Below are 16,145 nucleotides of genomic sequence, written 5' to 3' on the forward strand. Positions count from 1 at the left end.
TAATCGAAAAATGGCGCGACGCGAGGGGCAGCACCGCCTTTATTCGGTCACCGGGCGACAGGCGGCGGCGCATACGGCCTGGTTGACGATCGGTGTCGGCGGCCACAAAGTCCGCCGAACAGGCGGGTTCTGTCTGGGCAGCGCGACTGACTCCGGTTATGATCCTGGGAAACAGTTATCAGCCAGCGGCAGGGAGGCACTATCAGCAGCATCAGGATGACAACAGAGAGCCGGGGGCGCGGCCATGAAGCTTAACGCCCCGCGTCACGCCTTTCACGCCGCGCCGTTCCGCCATCTCTTTTTTGCCCGCACGCTGACGGTGCTGGGCAACAGCGTTGCGCCGGTGGCGCTCGCCTTCGCGGTGCTGGATATGGGCGGTTCCGCCGCCGATCTCGGCATGGTGGTGGCGGCGCGCTCGCTGTTCAACGTGCTGTTTTTGCTGTTCGGCGGCGTGCTGGCGGATCGCTACTCGCGCAATCGGGTGCTGCTGCTCTCTTCTGTGGTTGCCGCGCTTTCGCAGGGCTGCGTCGCCTGGCTGGTGCTAGAGGGTGCCGCGACGCTGGCTGGCCTGGCGATGCTGAGCGCGGTTAACGGCGCGGCGGCGGGCATCGCGCTGCCCGCCTCGTCGGCGCTGGTGCCGCAAACCGTGCCGTTGCAAAAGCTGCGTCAGGCCAACGCCTTTATTCAGTCGGGCGTTTACGCCGGGACGATTATCGGCGCGTCGCTGGGCGGCATTCTCACCAGTACGATCGGCGCGGGCTGGGGGCTGGCGGTGGACGCGCTCGGCTTTGCGCTGGCGGCGCCGCTCTACTACGCGGTGCGCACCGGCGCGCAGCCTGCGGATTCACACACTACGCTGTGGCAGGATCTGCGCGACGGCTGGAGAGAGTTTACCTCGCGCAGCTGGGTCTGGGCGGTGGTGGCGCAGTTCGCGGTGGTCAACGCCGCCTTTACCGGCATGGTGCTGGTGCTGGGTCCGGTAATTGCCGACAGCGCCTTTGGTCGTGCCCGCTGGGGCATGATGATCGCGGCGCAAAGCGTCGGGCTGATTATCGGCTCCGGCATTGCGCTGCGCTGGCGGCCGCGCCGCGCGATGTTCACCGGCGTGATGCTGGTGGCGCTCTGCGCCTTTCCCATGCTGCTGCTGGCGGGCGGCGCATCGGCGGCCTGGCTGATGGGGGCGTTCTGCATCGCCGGCATGGGGTTCGGCCAGTTCGGCGTGATCTGGGCGCAGGCGCTGCAAACCCATATTCCGCGCGACCGGCTGGCGCGGGTTTACGCTTACGACGCGATGGGATCCTTTATCACGATCCCGCTGGGCGAGCTGGCGGCGGGGCCGCTGGCGATGCGCTTCGGCAACCAGACGGTGCTGCTGAGCTGCGCGGCGGCGGTGCTGGCGGCAACGCTGGCGGCCTGTCTGGTGCCGGGGATCAGAAAGCTGCGGCAGACTGAGTAACGATGCCGGTTACCAAAACGATTAATGTAAAATATCGCTCAGGTTTCCCTGAGCGGATGAGCACGCACTGGCTTATAAGATGACAATTTTATGAGGCTTTATTGAGATATTGCGGTATTGACCTTCGACATAAGGTATATTTCTAACTTATTAAAATTAAATAAAATAAATTCCTGATTTTTCAAAATCACGAATTTTTTTGTAATCCTCCCACAATTGAGCTTTATCAGGACTAACCAAATAAATGGTCCCTGGTTGGCTAAAAACATCTTTAGTTTTAGTGACGTGCTCACCCGAAGAGAGATAAAGTTCGATGCTTTTATAAGAGGGCAGTTTCTTAGAATGTTCTATTAATGCCACATCACTAAAAATACCTTGCCCTGGACTAATAAGGCCAACATTAAAGGAAAAGTTTTTTAATCTGTAGAATGGCTCTCTGGTGAGTGATAAGAATTTTTGCGGATCAACAACAGATAACACAGTCGCTTCTAACTGTCCCAACCCAGTAGTTGAAAAGCAAATATCAGGGCGTAATATTCCATCGCTACGTGCCGCTATTTCTACCAGACATGGCCCATCTTTGGTAAGCATGACTTCTGCATGACTAGGGCCATTTTTAATACCCAAGGCAATACATACTCTTTTTGTATAATCGACCAAAGTCTCAAATTCCTCAGCCGAAGAGTCAATAAGCTCATCAATATCATAAATTACATTGCCAGATTTGAGTTTCCTTTTATAATATCGCACAACTTCCGTGACTAAAAAGTTCCCATCAAGTGAGACGAAATTGACAACATACTCGACTCCTTGCATGAAATCCTGAATTAAAACATACTCATTAATTAAATTTAATTTATTTATTTGATTTTTAGTTTTATTAAAAGCCAGATGCACTTCATCTTCGTTCTGGCATATAAAAACGTTATCTGAGCCGGCGCTTGTAAGGGGTTTTAAGACAACTGGATAGTTTCTATTATGTAACCAGTTTGAGGCTTCGCGCCATTCAGAAATACAAACTTGCGCTACCGCATTCAGGCCAGCGGCACGAATAGCTTCAATCATATCAAATTTATTGCGACGGCAGGATGCGCTTTCAAAATCGTTTCTATAGGAAAGCAATAGTTCTTTGTTGAGCAGGTCTGCTAAGGCTACTCCACTTTCTGATCCTGCTATAATAAATTCTGCATTGAATTTCTTTAGGATTTCCAAAGATTTTTCCAGACAGTCGTGAATAATGGACAGTCTATAAATTCCTTCCTCAAACCCTTTATAATAGTAGCTATCGAGCTGCGCGCTAGAAGAAATATGAATAAGTTCACAATTCCTGTTGTACAAACTTTTAGCAACAAATTTTCCTGAGGAAAATCCGTCAATAATGGCCACTCTTTTCATTTAATTCTCTCCCTGCCTGGTAGTGAGTTTTGTAAAGCAAAGAAAAGTTAATAATAAAGTTATACCGAATACCGCATATATACTTTCTATAGAAATAATTATTCTTTCATCAAAGAGTTGAAAGGCGAGCGTAAAAACAGGGAGCAACAGCAGAAGTAATGAAACATGTATAGGATCAAGGGCGCTTATTGTTTTTTGAACGAGAAAGATAGGTATAACATGCCCAATTATTGAAACGAGAAAAAGAGTAAGTAACAGTTCTTTGCCTGGGATAAGCGGTATATGATTATGAACGCTGTATGCCAGGGCTAAAGCTAACATCAGAATGTTCCTGAAGCCTAATATTTCAGAAGAGCTCCAGCCTTTATTATTTAAGTTTTTTGAAAAGAAAGTATAAAGAACAGTTCCTGTTGCACTACAAATCACACACAAGATGCCTACTGCTCTTTCAGTAAAAGATGTAGTAGTAAAACCACTTCTGCCTATGTATGAATTTATCAGCATAACGATTACGCCTGTTAGGATCGTCCAGGCGATAACCGATTCTGTCTTGCTGGAAGCAGAGGTATTCTTCATAAAGTTCCTGGATATTACAATCGTTAAAGCAGGGCCGCATGCTACGGATGCGATACCTACTATAGCTGGCTCTAAATATTTTAGCGAAATTATTAGGCCTCCCCAGTTAAGTAAAACCGCAGCATTGATGAAAGATAATAATGAAAAATTTTTTTTTGCTTTAGTAAAGTATGCGGATCTCTGCTTGATACATCCTGTCAAAGAAAATATTATTGTCGAAGTAAAAAAACAGTAAATTATGAAGATTACAGGGTTTATTTTTTGTGTTAAATTTGCAACAAATACATCAAAAGCCGCACTAATAACACAAAAGATAACGCCCGAGAGAACAGCTATCGTTACATGATTCACTTTCATTGAATAACCCTTTCTCCAAATATAATGCTTCCCACCCTGACGATTGTGGCGTCATATTTTAAGGCCAGTTTATAATCATTGCTCATTCCCATGCTAAGCTGAACTAAGCCATAGCCATAAGTAACATCGCGCATTTTTTTAAAATAATGGCTAACATCTTTCTCATTAGGGGGGATGCACATAAACCCTTCGATTTGCAGATGACTCAAATCTTTTATTGCTTTATATAATCCATCAACATCTTGTAACAGCACGCCACTTTTTTGGGGTTCGTTCCCTATATTTATTTGTATAAAAACTCTTTGTTTTTTACCGATTGCACATGCGGATTTTGATATTTTTTCAGCTGCCGATAAGCTATCTAATGAATGAATGACATCAAAAAATTCGACGACTTTAGAAATTTTCCTTGATTGTATTCTTCCAATAAAATGTAATTCAATGTCTTTATATACTTCTTTCAAATTTATCCATTTTTCAATTGCCTCTTCAATCCTGCTTTCACCATAAATACGGTGGCCTGCATCAAGAAGCGGTTTTATTTTTTCCTTATCTTGAAATTTTGTTACAGCTAAAAGTTCTGCTTTATTCGAAATGCTTGAAATGCTCTTCTTTACTTGAAGGTAATTGTTAAGAATTTCATCTGCGCTATGATTCATTAATCCACCACCTTGACTTTATTTTCATAAACTTCGATTTTGATTAAGCTAGTTACATCATGCCCTGTTGAAAATTTAACCCTTTCCCGACCTCTGTTCTGTATTTTTTCAACTGCACAAATAATTTTATTTATAGTTCCTCCTGCCTTTTCTACTGCTTCTATTAATGAAGTAATAGCACCACCTGTACTTAATGTGTCGTCAATGATAACTATTTTATCCCCTTGCTCAATTCCGTTTAAATACATTTTTCCTTCAAAATACTCTGACTTGATATGAACAACATTACTGTTATATTCTTCTAAGCTATAGGGGTACCACCTTGCCATAGCCAGAGGCTTGACCGTCAGAAGTGATAGAGTAGTTGCCAGAGGCGCGCCTTTATCTTCCTCGGTAATTATTTTATCAAAATCACCATCTAATTTTTTGAGCATCTGGTAAGCAACTTCAATGAGTACTTCGGGCCGCAAGGCCGGTAGCTGATCTGTAAATTCATTTACAGTTGTTAAACTTTTTCCAGAGTTAACCACCTTTGCATTCCTGTAAATTTCCTTTAAAAGCATAATCGATTCCTTATTATAAATATTCAGGGTAAATGCCATTCCAGCGACTTTGATACTTCCAGGCACTATCGAAAAATAGAGTCACTATGACCTTATTATTTACTTTCTCCATTAATCTTTCTGTTATAAGAAGATTTGAACCACAAGTTGGACCTATGCCTATCCCTTCCTCTTCAATGAATGATCTCATTCTTTCCCATGCAGCATCACCTTTAATGACTTTTATTTCATCAATCAAACTTAAATCTGTATTTTTTGAGAGCAATCCGGCTCCCAGGCCCATTAAGTTATGGGGTTTGTGTTCAAAATACAAACCGTTAACTTTTGAATACACCGGTGCTGATTTATCAACTTCAATACCAATTGCCTTGAGGGATGGAAAAGCTTTTTTCATAACTTTTGTTATCCCGGAAAAAGTGCCGCCTGTTCCAATTGAACAAACGAAGTAATCTGGAGAGACACCTTTTTCTTTTAGTTGATCAACTATTTCATTTCCGCATTGGTACCATGCCTCCATGTTAAGCTCAGATCCCGCCTGATCAAGGTAATAGGTGCTTATATTATTGATGCAAAATTTACTGGCTGCTTCAACACAACCATTTAAAAATTGCTCTTTAGGCGTTTCAATCAATTCGGCTCCGTATTTTTTGATTTGGTCAATTCTTTCCTTCGTCATACCTTCAGGCATAAAGATCTTAACTTTGTAACCTTTTTCTCTTCCTATCCAGGCAAGTGCAGCACCGCCGTTTCCGGTAGAACAATCAACCAGTGTCATTCCTGGCTGTATCACGCTTTTTTTTTCGAGTGAGTTAATGATGTGTAAGAATGTTCTATCTTTGTGACTTCCAGACGGATTTTGAAACTCACATTTAGCAAAAATTATATTGTTGTTGATTTTTAGGTTGTGTATTTGTAATAAATCTGTGTTCCCAATATGACTGAGTTTCATTGTTCCCTCCTTGATTAACCTGTTTGGCATGGATATATCAAGAAACTTTACAGGCAATGCTTTGTTAATTACTCTTCAGGTGTTTTCAAGTCAAGAGGATATTTGATTTCTATTCGGTACTATTTAATTTAAAATAGATGTAAAATAATTAATTAGCTATTGATAGTTATAGTGAAGGTGCGGGGTGCAGATGATTATTTCCAATTATTTAGCAAGTGAAAGATATCTTTTTTTCTTGTTTTCTGTTTCGGGGTACAAAAGAATTAGCTCTTTTTGGGATTTTAAGAAAGGGACATGCGAAGTTGATTCGTTAATAGCAAGCATTAATACTTTTGCTGAGAATGAAAAAATCATGGCTCGTTTTTTTCTTTCAATCTGGTTTGGTGAGAATTATGGCTTTGATTTGATTAGAGATATAGCATTTTTACTTCCTGATGATATCGGAATAATAAATGACTGGAACCTGGAGCCATACATTTTTCGGAGAAATTGAAATATAAATTTTTAATTTTGTATACATTTCTAGAGTCAATATTTCTGAATCATTAAAAGCAGGACGTAGAGGGCCGAAAGCGCTTTATTACATTTTTTTCAGGTGATATCTGTAAAATGACACGCTAAAAAAATTTGCTTATGGTTTCTAACTATATAAGGCAAATAAGCCTTTCTCATTTCGCCATTTCAAGCCAGCAGCATTTTTTAAGTGAATATAATTGCTGTAGCGAGTGGCAGTAACGGTTAAGAGCAGGTTTGCGCTCACCTTGCAGAAAGTTACGTCACACTGGAAAAAGGTGATGCCAGATCCTGGTTTTAAGCCACCTACCATTACAATCAAGCTATAAGTGCGAGAAATCTTACGTCTTCACCTGGCAGGTTCAAAATTCAAAACAAAGCAGACTCAACAGCACTCTGTTACAAATGGCTCATAAGTCAGGCAAAACGTAAACAAAAAGCCCGCTCAGGTTTCCCTGAGCGGGCTTCTCTAAATATGGCTCCTCTGACTGGACTCGAACCAGTGACATACGGATTAACAGTCCGCCGTTCTACCGACTGAACTACAGAGGAATCGCTTGAACGGGGCGCATATTATCGACCTGCATCGGCCATGTCAAAGCCCTTTTTCACAAAATTGTCCAACTGCTGAAATAAACGCCACAGGCGACGCGTCAGGCGGAGCAGGCGCCCGGCGTATAATGAACCTTTTTTTTCTCTGGTCAGCGTAATGAAAAAATTTAGCTGGCGTCACGCGCCGCTTCAGGCCGCTAAAGCGCGCGCTTTGTGCCCCAAGATAAAGATTTCAAAGCCGCTCACACTTCTTATCTCTGCCGTTTGTTTGTGGATTTTTTGAAATGTATATTCCGTAAAAATCTCATTATGAAATAAGAGGGCGGTAGATGAACAGAGTCAGGATCGGCATGATCGGCAGCGGCTATATCGGACGCTGTCACGCTATCGCCTACGCGCAGGCGCCGACGGTCTTTGCCCTTAAGGGCGAAATCGTGCGCGAGATGCTGGCGGAGGTCAATCCTGCGTTGGCGGAAAAACAGGCCGCGGCCTTTGGCTTTGCGCGTTCGACCGGCGACTGGCGCGAGCTGGTGCGCGATCCCGCCATCGACGTGGTGGATATCTGCGCACCCAACTTCTTGCATAAAGAGATGGCGCTGGAGGCGATTCGCCACGGCAAACATGTCTATTCGGAAAAGCCGCTGTCGCTGTCGGTGGCCGACGCGGAAGAGATGGTGCAGGCGGCGCAGGCCGCTGGCGTCAAAACCCTGGTGGGCTTTAACTACATGAAGAACCCCACCAGCCAGCTGGCGAAAGAGATCATCGCGCGCGGCGAAATCGGCGAGGTGGTGCACTTCTACGGCACCCACAACGAAGATTATCTGGCGAAGCCGGAGACGCCGCTTGACTGGCACTGTCAGAAGGCGCTGGCGGGCCTCGGCGCGCTGGGGGATCTGGCGGCGCATATCGTCAATATGGCGCACTATCTGGTGGGCGACATCGAAGAGGTGAGCGGCGACATGATGACGGTGATTAAAACCCGTCCCGACGCAAAAGATGCAAGCCGTCAGCTGCCGGTGGAGAACGAAGACCAGGCCAGCGCGCTGCTGCGCTTTCGCAACGGCGCGCACGGCGTGATTGAGACCTCGCGCATCGCCTGCGGCAGCAAAATGGGGCTGACCTATGTGGTCACCGGCACCAAAGGCACGCTGCGCTACACTCAGGAGCGCATGGCGGAGCTGGAACTCTATCTGCACGACGACCCGGCGGGGCGCCAGGGTTTTAAAACGATCCTCACCGGGCCGGCGCATCCTGACTACGCGAACTTTTGCGTCTCGGCCGGGCACGGCATCGGTTTTAATGACCAGAAAACGGTAGAAATTCGCGACCTGATTAACGGCATCGCGGCGGGCGATCGCCTGTGGCCCGATTTTGCCGAAGGGCTGCAGGTGCAGAAGGTGCTGGAAGCGATTGCGCTGTCGGCCGCTGAGCGGCGCTGGCAGGCGGTATAGCTGGAAAGGGCGCGCGACGCCGCGCGCCCTGGTAATTATCCTGCGGCTTTCTCCCACCAGAGCTTATCCAGCGCATAGTAGCGGTCGCGTTCGCCTTCCGGCTGCTGCAAATCGCGCTTCCAGGGCTTCGCCAGAATAAAGTGCAGGTTCTTCACCTCACTCTCTTTCCACATGCGGCTGTGCTGGAACGGCAGGGTTTTCAGTGCGTTGTAGATATAGGAGAGCGGCAGCCAGCGTCCGTGAAACGCCTCGTTCAGCAGATCCTGTTCCGAGAAGGGATACGCCTTGAGATCCACAATCGCGGCTACGCGGTCCGCCAGCTGCTCAAAGACCTTATTGTCCGGCGTCAGCACCAGAAACCCGCCGTTCAGGTAGTTATCCAGCAGAACAGGCGCCGGCTCGCCGCGATCCTGCCAGGTGTAGTGGCAGTTTTCCGGCTGCCAGCTGGCGGGATAGGAGGCGATCTGATTCGGGTTGCAGCGGCAGGCGTGACAGGCCGCCAGCAGGTTGTCGCCCAGATCGAGGGTAAACAGCTCATCCATGTTCTGCAGCACCAGCATATCGGCGTCAAGAAACACCACGCGCTCGCAGTCGGTGAGCTGCCAGGCGCGCAGCTTGGTCCAGACTTCGCCAAACTGCGCCGAGGCGTAGTGCTGCTCCAGCGCGCTATTGGGATAGATTGGATCGACCGGATGCACCACGCAGCCTTCCGCCTGCAGCGCTTCGCGATCCGCCAGTGGGATCGCCTCAGTGGTCATCACGATCAGCGGCCAGCGCGTGCCGCTCTGCTTCAGTGAACGGTGCAGCGCCTTCACGCCCACCAGATAATCGGGCTGCGTCAGCAGCGTAACCCATGCAAACATGGTTCTCTCCCTGTGAAAGTCAGTCAAAAAGCGCGGTCAGATAATCGTTGCTGAAGCGGCGCTGCGGATCCAGCTCGCGGCTTAGCGCGCGGAAACTGTCCCAGTGCGGATAGACGTCGCGCCAGCTATAGCGGCTGGCGTCGTAATATTTGCCCCAGTGCGGCCGGCCGCCTTCTTCCGCCAGCAGCTTCTCCACTTCAGTAAGAAAGTGCAGGCCATCCTGCGACAGCGAACCGTCGTCGGCGTAGTAGACCACAAAGCCAAAAAAGCAGGTCGGCTCGCCGTAGGCCGGGCTGAGCCAGGCCTCAGAGGCGCCGGTGCAGCGCAGAATAATCGGATAGTGCATATGGGGCCGGTTAGCGGCGTACCAGCGTTTGATTTTGCTGATAACGGCTGGGGTGCGCGAAAGCGGCACGCCGATCTCGACGTTGATCTGCGGCACGGCGATGCCGCGACAGAACAGCTGATAGATATCGCCGGTGATGTCGGTAAAGTCGCGAAAGCGGGTCACGGTGCGGAACTGCTTGCCGCCTTTGCCGTGGATCTGGGTGTCGCGGTGCATCTGCTCCAGCGTCTGGTCAATGGTGCTGTTCAGGCTGTCGTCGCCCCGATCGTCATGCTTCACCACCTCACGGCCGTTCGCCTGCCACTCGGCGCTTTCCTGCGCGCTGGCTTCACGGGCATTCCAGACGTGCATCAGGTTGTCGTCGACAAACCACCAGGCCTTGCTCAGCGCATATTCCTGATTCCAGCGCAGCAGATCCTGCTCAAGGGTGTCCGCCGTCACGGCGTTTTTATGGCAGGTATAGATGCGGAAGGGCTGGGTGCGCAGCGTGACGGCGGTGACGATGCCGAGCGCGCCGAGCGTCACCTGCGCGGCGGGAAAGTCCGGCTCGCCGCGGGTGAATTCGCGCACGGAACCGTCGGCCAGCACCATGCGAATGCGCAGCGCCTCGTCCGCCAGCGAGCTTTGATGCAGCCCCTGGCCGTGGGTGCCGGTCGCCATCGCGCCCGCCAGCTTTTGCACCGCAATCACGCCTGGCGACGCGGCCAGCATGCGATCCATCGCGGTAAGCTGAATATAGAGGTCGTTAAGGGAGGTGCCCGCCGCCACGGTGACGCTCTCTGCGTCCTGCGCCAGCAGGCCCGTCAGGGCGCTGATATCCACCAGCACCTCATCCTCTTCGACCGCCAGCATGCGGCCCGGCGACAAACGGCTGCCCATCACGCGCACGCGGCCCTGGGTGCTGCGCAGCAGCTGCTGCAGCTCCGCTTCGCTGCGCGGTTGATGGAGCTGCTGGCGGCTGCCAACGCGGGCGTTTTGCGCCCAGTTCCACAGCGACGCGTCCTCGGCGCTGAGGGTAGTGTTGCGAAGGGGATAACGTTCGACGTCTCTGCTCACGACTGCGTTCCTGTGTTGAGGTCGGAAAATTTACGTCAGTTAAGCGTAGCCCATCACAGCGTTGTCGCTTCCCTTAAACCGATTTACGGATGTAGCGCAGCGTTGCCGTCACCGCCAGCTGGCGATTGCGGCGGATACTCTCCTCTTCGCTGTTGTCCGGACTAAAAAGCGCGTTGAAGGTGTAGCGGTTGGAGACGTGATGCACGCAGATGCTGCTGATCAGGCGGTGCACGTCGATGGTTTCCACCTCGCGGATAAAGATCCCCAGGCGCTGGCCGCGCGTCAGAATATCCTCCAGCACGTCGAGTGCGCTGCGGTTCAGCGCTTTGATACGCGGCGACTGGCTGATATAGCGGCCGCGCAGCAGGTTTTCGGTGCAGACCAGCCGCATAAAATCGGGATGGGAGACGTGATAGTCGAAGCTCGCCTCTACCAGCTTGCTCATCGCCAGCTCCGGCTCCATCGCCGCCAGGTTCAGGCCAGTCTCATGCTGACGGATCGCCTGATAGACCTGCTCCAGCACCTCGATATAGAGCTTCTCTTTGCTGCCGAAATGGTAGATCACCATGCGTTTGGTGGTCTGCGCGTTTTCGGCGATCTGCTCCAGCCGTGCGCCCTGCATGCCGTACTCGGCGAAGGTGGTCAGCGCGCCGGCGAGAATACGTTTTTTCAGCCCTTCAGGGTCATTTTTTCGTTTGGGTGTGGTGTCGGACATAGCGCTCAGTAACAAGGAAAATCAAACCGGTATGGTATCACAGCGCGCCAGGGTCGTTTGGCGACGCGAGCGGCTGCGCGTTTATATTCATTTCAGGAATAGCATTCCTGTAAAAATCATAATGCGGATATAAGCAACTGCGTATACTGCGGCTATCTGCGGTGGCCGCAGTTAACGTTACTATCACTTTGGGGAAATAGTTATGCGCACATCCGGGGCTGTTGTCAAAAAAGGCTTTCTTTCTCTCACCTCTGCCGCGCTGCTGGTGGCGGGCGTAGCGCTGGCGCCGTTCGCCTCAGCCTGGGCCGCCGACAAAAGCACGGTAAAAGTCGGCATTATGAGCGGCGAAGATGAAGATGTCTGGCGCGAAGTGGTAAAGCAGGCGGCGGCGAAAGGGCTGACGGTCAAAACCGTGGTCTTCAACGACTATAACCAGCCGAACGAGGCGTTGCAGAACGGCGAAGTCGACGCCAACGCCTTCCAGCATCAGCCTTTCCTCAATAACCAGATCAAAGTTAATCACTACGACATCGTGCGCGTCGGCGATACGGCGGTGTGGCCGATCGGCCTCTATTCGAAAAAGGTGAAAGCCGCGGCGGATCTGAAAGCGGGCGCGGTGATCGGCGTGCCGAACGATCCCTCCAACGAAGCGCGCGGCCTGGTGCTGCTGGAGCAGCAGGGCGTGATCAAACTGCGTCCTGGCGCGGGCATTGCCGCCACCACGGCGGATATCACCGACAATCCGCGCCACGTGCAGATTAAAGAGCTGGACTCCGGCATTATCGGCCGCTCGGTGCCCGATCTCGACGCCGCGGTGGTCAACACCGACTGGGCGCTGAAGAGCGGCCTGACCAAAACGGACCGCATCGCTCAGGAGCCGGTCAAAGACAACCCCTACAACAACTTTATCGCGGTGAAAAAAGAGAGCGTTGACGCGCCCTGGGTCAAAACTCTGGTCGCCTCCTATCAAAACGACGCGGTGAAAAAGGTGTTTGATCAGGTCTACAAAGGCACCGGCTTAACCGCCTGGTAAGGACAGCGAGCATGACAGTTATCGAGCAGGCCGGGGCCTCCTTCAGCGCCGCCACGCGCGGCGTCGTGGAGGAGGCGCAGCAGGTGGTCTCGCTGCCGGAGAGCGTGGTGAGTCTGCACAAGGTGTCGCGCCGCTTCGGCGAGACGCAGGCGCTGAACCAGGTGTCGCTGAAAGTGCGCAAGGGCGAGATCCTCGGCATTATCGGCCGCAGCGGCGCGGGGAAATCGACGCTGATCCGCTGCCTCAACGGCCTGGAGCAGCCCGACGAGGGCGTGATCGAAATCGAAGGCCAGCGCATCACCGGCCTGTCGGAGAAGCAGCTGCAGGCGGTGCGCAGCCGCGTCGGCATGGTGTTTCAGCACTTCAACCTGCTGTCGGCGAAAACCGTGGCGCAAAACGTGGCGCTGCCGCTGAAGATCGCCGGTATGGCGAAGGCGGAGCGCGATCGGCGCGTCGCGGAGCTGCTGGCGCTGGTCGGGCTGGCGGATAAGGCGCGCCACTACCCGGCGGCGCTGTCGGGCGGCCAAAAGCAGCGCGTCGGCATCGCCCGCGCGCTGGCGGCCAGCCCGGCGCTGCTGCTGTGCGACGAGGCGACCTCGGCGCTCGATCCCGAAACCACCCGATCTATCCTCGCGCTGCTGAAATCGCTGAATCAGCGGCTCGGCATCACCATCCTGCTGATTACCCATGAGATGGAGGTGATCAAGTCGGTGGCGCATCGCGTGGCGGTGATCGACGCCGGAGAGATTATCGAACAGGGGCCGGTGTGGCAGGTCTTCGCCCATCCGCAGGCGGAGCTGACCCGCACGCTGCTGCGCGGACTGCTGCCGCAGCTGCCGGAGAGCATCGCCGAGCGTCTCAGCCAGCAGAAGCAGGGCGAGGCGATCTACAGCGTGCACTTCGCCGGCGAAGAGGCGCAGGGGGAGCTGCTGACGCGCTTCGCCTGCGCCTTGCCCGGCGCGTTTCGCCTGATTCAGGGCGGCGTCGACCATATTCAGCACTACGCGGTGGTGCGCTTCTTTATTGCTATCCCGGCCAGCAACGGCGCCGATGAGCAACGGGTTCTCGCCTGGCTGCATCAGCAGCAGGCTCAGGTGGAAAAGGTGGGCTATGTCGCCAGTTATGTTTGACCTGCTGCTCAACGCGCTGTGGGAAACCGTGATCATGACGGCGATCGCCGGGCTGTTTTCGCTGCTTGCCGGGCTGCCGCTCGGCCTGATCCTGGTGATGACCAGCCCAGGCGGCATCGCCGAACATCGCGGCGTCAACCGCCTGCTCGGCCTGGTCATCAACGGCTTTCGCTCGCTGCCGTTCATTATTTTGCTGGTGGCGCTGATCCCCTTTACCCGCTTTCTGGTTGGCACCTCGCTCGGCACCTGGGCGGCGATTGTGCCGCTGTCGATCACCGCGACGCCCTATTTTGCGCGCGTGGCGGAGGTGTCGCTGCGCGATGTCGATCGCGGGCTGATCGACGCAGTGCGCGCCATGGGCGCCAGCAGGCTGCGCATCGTCTGGGACGTGCTGATCCCGGAAGCGCTGCCGGGCATTCTGGCCGGCTTCGTGGTGACGCTGGTGGCGCTGATCGGCGCGTCGGCAATGGCGGGCGCGATTGGCGCGGGCGGGCTGGGTGACCTGGCGATCCGCTACGGCTATCAGCGTTTTGATACGGCGGTGATGGTAGCGGTGATCGCGGTGCTGATCGTGCTGGTGTGCGGTATTCAGTGGCTGGGGGATCGGCTGGTGGCGCGCATCGACAGGCGCCGCTAGGCGCTTGTGCCTTTTCCCGCAATCGATAGCACTATTTCTTTTTAAACATCGGCGCGCTGCGAGCATAAAGTACCTGCAAACAGTGACTTATTACCTCAAGGAGTGCGCTATGCATCTTGCTCGTTTCCCCCGTCTTTCGCTGGGCCATTTTCCCACGCCGCTGGAGCCGCTGCACAATCTGACCCGGCTGCTGGGCGGCCCGCAGCTCTGGATCAAGCGCGACGACAGCACCGGTCTCGCCACGGGCGGCAACAAAACGCGCAAGCTGGAGTTTCTGCTGGCGCAGGCGCTGGCGGAGAAGGCGGATATCGTCATTACCCAGGGCGCAACCCAGTCGAACCACGTGCGTCAGACCATTGCCGGCGCGGCGCGCCTCGGTCTGAAGGCGCAGGTTTTTCTTGAGCAGCGCGTCAGCGACTACGGCGAGGCCTATCAGCGTTCCGGCAACGTGCTGCTCGACAAGCTGCTTGGCGGCGAGATTATCGCCCATCTGCCCAACGGCACGGATATGCAGCAGGCGATGGAGCAGCACGCCGCGCAGCTGCGCGAGCAGGGGCATCGTCCTTACGTGATCCCCGGCGGCGGCTCGAACCCGATCGGCGCGCTTGGCTATGTCGCCTGCGCCCAGGAGCTGCTATGGCAGTCTTCGGCGCAGCGTCTGCGCATCGATCACGTGGTGCACGCCACCGGCAGCAGCGGCACTCAGGCGGGGCTGGTGGCCGGTCTGTTCGCCAGCAATAGCGGCATTCCGGTGCTCGGCATCAGCGTGCGCGCGCCGAAGGAGAAACAAGAGCAGAACGTCTGGAACCTGGCGTCGCAGACGCTTGCGCTGCTGGAGGTGACGCAGCCGCTGCCGCGCGAGGCGGTGGTGGCCAACAGCGACTACGTCGGCGACGGCTACGGCATTCCCACCTCAGGTACGCTCGAGGCGCTGACGCTGCTGGCGCAGCACGAAGGCATCTTGCTCGATCCGGTCTACTCCGCCAAAGGCTTCGCCGGCCTGGTCGATCTTATTCGTCAGGGCCGCTTCCGTCAGGATGAAAACGTGGTGTTTATCCACACCGGCGGCGCGGCAGGGCTGTTTGGCTATCAGCAGCCGCTGGAGGCGGGATTCGCCCATGGCTGAGCCTTTTCTGCTCGGCGTGCTGGGCGGCATGGGGCCGCTCGCCGCGGTTGATTTTCAGTATCAGCTGCTGCGGGCGGTGAACAGCGTCAGCGACCAGCAGCAGATCCCGATGGCGGTATGGAACGTGCCGCAAATTCCCGATCGCCAGCAGGCGTTGGCGGGTCGCGGCCCATCGCCGCTGCCGCAGCTGATCGACGGCGTTGAGCGGCTCAACCGCATCGGCGCCAGCCATATCGTTATCGCCTGCAACACCGCCCACCACTGGTTCGAGGCGCTGCAGGCCGCCAGTCGCGCGCCGCTGCTGCATATCGCCGACGCCACGACAGAGGCGGTGGCGGCGCTGTCGCCGGCATCGGTTGGCCTGATCGCCACGCAGGGCACGCTGGACGCCGGCTGGTTCCAGCGCCGCTTTGCGCGGCACAACATCGAGACGCTGCTGCCGACGGCGGCAGAGATGGCGAGCGATTTTGTACCTGGCTGCTATGCGGTGAAGCGCGGCGATGTCGCGGCGGGCGGGGAACAGCTGGCGCGGCTGGCGCAGGCGCTGCTGGATCGCGGCGCCGAGCGGCTGGTGCTGGCCTGCACCGAAGTGCCGCTGGCGCTGCGCGCTATCGGCTGGCAGCCGCCGTGCGCGGCGGTCGATCCGGCGGAGGCGATGGCGGCGGTCTGCGCGCGCCTCTGGCAGCAGCAGCGCTCTACTTAATTACAACATACTTAAATGACGTCACGCGTTCTGCGCGTGCGGCGGCACGCTTTTGCCTGTCGTCA

At 54.0% G+C, this 16,145-nt stretch carries 16 protein-coding genes and 1 tRNA gene; 8 read left to right on the forward strand and 9 right to left on the reverse strand.

Annotated elements, in window-relative coordinates; translation table 11 throughout:
- Positions 1 to 244: 244 nt before the first annotated feature.
- Positions 245 to 1,456, forward strand: coding sequence for an MFS transporter (locus MC269_RS06655; protein ID WP_239954541.1), 1,212 nt, complete (start codon positions 245 to 247; stop codon positions 1,454 to 1,456).
- Between the two features lie 156 nt (positions 1,457 to 1,612).
- Here MC269_RS06655 and MC269_RS06660 read toward each other — a convergent pair whose 3' ends face one another.
- From MC269_RS06660 to MC269_RS06680, 5 genes are read right to left on the reverse strand one after another with little or no spacing between them, the layout of a single operon-like run.
- A complete protein-coding gene (locus MC269_RS06660) occupies positions 1,613 to 2,851 on the reverse strand; it encodes an ATP-grasp domain-containing protein (RefSeq protein WP_239954542.1) in 1,239 nt (412 codons plus the stop codon).
- Complete coding sequence (locus tag MC269_RS06665) at positions 2,852 to 3,784, reverse strand: EamA family transporter (protein ID WP_239954543.1); 933 nt, start codon at positions 3,782 to 3,784, stop codon at positions 2,852 to 2,854. It lies immediately after the preceding gene.
- Complete coding sequence (locus MC269_RS06670; RefSeq protein WP_239954544.1) at positions 3,781 to 4,443, reverse strand: YggS family pyridoxal phosphate-dependent enzyme; 663 nt, start codon at positions 4,441 to 4,443, stop codon at positions 3,781 to 3,783. Before MC269_RS06670 ends, MC269_RS06665 begins: the two co-directional genes overlap by 4 nt.
- Positions 4,443 to 5,009 carry a phosphoribosyltransferase family protein gene (locus MC269_RS06675; protein WP_239955083.1) on the reverse strand — a complete coding sequence of 189 codons (567 nt, stop codon included), beginning with the start codon at positions 5,007 to 5,009 and terminating at the stop codon, positions 4,443 to 4,445. The genes MC269_RS06670 and MC269_RS06675 overlap by 1 nt, the downstream gene beginning before the upstream one ends.
- Positions 5,010 to 5,019: 10 nt before the next feature.
- A complete protein-coding gene (locus MC269_RS06680) occupies positions 5,020 to 5,955 on the reverse strand; it encodes a cysteine synthase family protein (protein WP_239954545.1) in 936 nt (311 codons plus the stop codon).
- 190 nt (positions 5,956 to 6,145) lie between these two features.
- Between MC269_RS06680 and MC269_RS06685 the strand changes: the two genes are divergently transcribed.
- Complete coding sequence (locus tag MC269_RS06685) at positions 6,146 to 6,448, forward strand: hypothetical protein (protein ID WP_239954547.1); 303 nt, start codon at positions 6,146 to 6,148, stop codon at positions 6,446 to 6,448.
- A gap of 496 nt (positions 6,449 to 6,944) precedes the next feature.
- Here the strand turns inward: MC269_RS06685 and MC269_RS06690 are convergent.
- Positions 6,945 to 7,020: transfer RNA gene (locus MC269_RS06690), tRNA-Asn, on the reverse strand.
- 329 nt (positions 7,021 to 7,349) lie between these two features.
- On the opposite strand from MC269_RS06690, the gene MC269_RS06695 reads away from it, so the two are divergent.
- Positions 7,350 to 8,471, forward strand: a complete 1,122-nt coding sequence (locus MC269_RS06695; protein WP_239954548.1) for a Gfo/Idh/MocA family protein — start codon at positions 7,350 to 7,352, stop codon at positions 8,469 to 8,471.
- Between the two features lie 35 nt (positions 8,472 to 8,506).
- Here the strand turns inward: MC269_RS06695 and MC269_RS06700 are convergent, their stop codons facing one another.
- The 3 genes from MC269_RS06700 to MC269_RS06710 all read right to left on the reverse strand — a co-directional run bounded on the left by MC269_RS06700 (position 8,507) and on the right by MC269_RS06710 (position 11,451).
- Positions 8,507 to 9,334: a glycosyltransferase family 8 protein gene (locus MC269_RS06700; protein WP_081139980.1), complete on the reverse strand. Its 828-nt coding sequence runs from the start codon at positions 9,332 to 9,334 to the stop codon at positions 8,507 to 8,509.
- Positions 9,335 to 9,353: 19 nt separating this feature from the next.
- A complete protein-coding gene (locus MC269_RS06705) occupies positions 9,354 to 10,736 on the reverse strand; it encodes a D-arabinono-1,4-lactone oxidase (protein WP_239954549.1) in 1,383 nt (460 codons plus the stop codon).
- 73 nt (positions 10,737 to 10,809) lie between these two features.
- Positions 10,810 to 11,451: a TetR family transcriptional regulator gene (locus MC269_RS06710; protein WP_239954550.1), complete on the reverse strand. Its 642-nt coding sequence runs from the start codon at positions 11,449 to 11,451 to the stop codon at positions 10,810 to 10,812.
- A 202-nt stretch (positions 11,452 to 11,653) separates the two neighbouring features.
- On the opposite strand from MC269_RS06710, the gene MC269_RS06715 reads away from it, so the two are divergent.
- From MC269_RS06715 to MC269_RS06735, 5 genes are all read left to right on the forward strand, one after another.
- Complete coding sequence (locus tag MC269_RS06715; RefSeq protein WP_239954551.1) at positions 11,654 to 12,484, forward strand: MetQ/NlpA family ABC transporter substrate-binding protein; 831 nt, start codon at positions 11,654 to 11,656, stop codon at positions 12,482 to 12,484.
- A gap of 11 nt (positions 12,485 to 12,495) precedes the next feature.
- On the forward strand, positions 12,496 to 13,614 hold the full coding sequence (locus tag MC269_RS06720; protein WP_239954552.1) for a methionine ABC transporter ATP-binding protein: 1,119 nt from the start codon (positions 12,496 to 12,498) through the stop codon (positions 13,612 to 13,614).
- Positions 13,595 to 14,251, forward strand: a complete 657-nt coding sequence (locus tag MC269_RS06725) for a methionine ABC transporter permease (RefSeq protein ID WP_239954553.1) — start codon at positions 13,595 to 13,597, stop codon at positions 14,249 to 14,251. Before MC269_RS06720 ends, MC269_RS06725 begins: the two co-directional genes overlap by 20 nt.
- Before the next feature lie 109 nt (positions 14,252 to 14,360).
- On the forward strand, positions 14,361 to 15,377 hold the full coding sequence (locus MC269_RS06730; RefSeq protein ID WP_239954554.1) for a D-cysteine desulfhydrase: 1,017 nt from the start codon (positions 14,361 to 14,363) through the stop codon (positions 15,375 to 15,377).
- Positions 15,370 to 16,080 (forward strand): aspartate/glutamate racemase family protein, encoded by a 711-nt coding sequence (locus MC269_RS06735; protein ID WP_239954556.1) that lies wholly within the window; start codon positions 15,370 to 15,372, stop codon positions 16,078 to 16,080. The genes MC269_RS06730 and MC269_RS06735 overlap by 8 nt, the downstream gene beginning before the upstream one ends.
- The last annotated feature ends 65 nt before the right edge of the window (positions 16,081 to 16,145 follow it).

It is taken from the genome of Pantoea sp. Z09, assembly GCF_022394795.1.
Classification (GTDB): Bacteria; Pseudomonadota; Gammaproteobacteria; order Enterobacterales; family Enterobacteriaceae; genus Pantoea; species Pantoea latae.

What these genes read in the sequence shown, in the direction of transcription:
- MC269_RS06655 (WP_239954541.1), top strand. Translation starts at nt 245, where the DNA reads ATGAAGCTTAACGCCCCGCGTCACGCCTTTCACGCCGCGCCGTTCCGC.
- MC269_RS06660 (WP_239954542.1), bottom strand. Translation starts at nt 2,851, where the DNA reads ATGAAAAGAGTGGCCATTATTGACGGATTTTCCTCAGGAAAATTTGTT.
- MC269_RS06665 (WP_239954543.1), bottom strand. Translation starts at nt 3,784, where the DNA reads ATGAAAGTGAATCATGTAACGATAGCTGTTCTCTCGGGCGTTATCTTT.
- MC269_RS06670 (WP_239954544.1), bottom strand. Translation starts at nt 4,443, where the DNA reads ATGAATCATAGCGCAGATGAAATTCTTAACAATTACCTTCAAGTAAAG.
- MC269_RS06680 (WP_239954545.1), bottom strand. Translation starts at nt 5,955, where the DNA reads ATGAAACTCAGTCATATTGGGAACACAGATTTATTACAAATACACAAC.
- MC269_RS06685 (WP_239954547.1), top strand. Translation starts at nt 6,146, where the DNA reads ATGATTATTTCCAATTATTTAGCAAGTGAAAGATATCTTTTTTTCTTG.
- MC269_RS06695 (WP_239954548.1), top strand. Translation starts at nt 7,350, where the DNA reads ATGAACAGAGTCAGGATCGGCATGATCGGCAGCGGCTATATCGGACGC.
- MC269_RS06700 (WP_081139980.1), bottom strand. Translation starts at nt 9,334, where the DNA reads ATGTTTGCATGGGTTACGCTGCTGACGCAGCCCGATTATCTGGTGGGC.
- MC269_RS06710 (WP_239954550.1), bottom strand. Translation starts at nt 11,451, where the DNA reads ATGTCCGACACCACACCCAAACGAAAAAATGACCCTGAAGGGCTGAAA.
- MC269_RS06715 (WP_239954551.1), top strand. Translation starts at nt 11,654, where the DNA reads ATGCGCACATCCGGGGCTGTTGTCAAAAAAGGCTTTCTTTCTCTCACC.
- MC269_RS06720 (WP_239954552.1), top strand. Translation starts at nt 12,496, where the DNA reads ATGACAGTTATCGAGCAGGCCGGGGCCTCCTTCAGCGCCGCCACGCGC.
- MC269_RS06725 (WP_239954553.1), top strand. Translation starts at nt 13,595, where the DNA reads ATGTCGCCAGTTATGTTTGACCTGCTGCTCAACGCGCTGTGGGAAACC.
- MC269_RS06730 (WP_239954554.1), top strand. Translation starts at nt 14,361, where the DNA reads ATGCATCTTGCTCGTTTCCCCCGTCTTTCGCTGGGCCATTTTCCCACG.
- MC269_RS06735 (WP_239954556.1), top strand. Translation starts at nt 15,370, where the DNA reads ATGGCTGAGCCTTTTCTGCTCGGCGTGCTGGGCGGCATGGGGCCGCTC.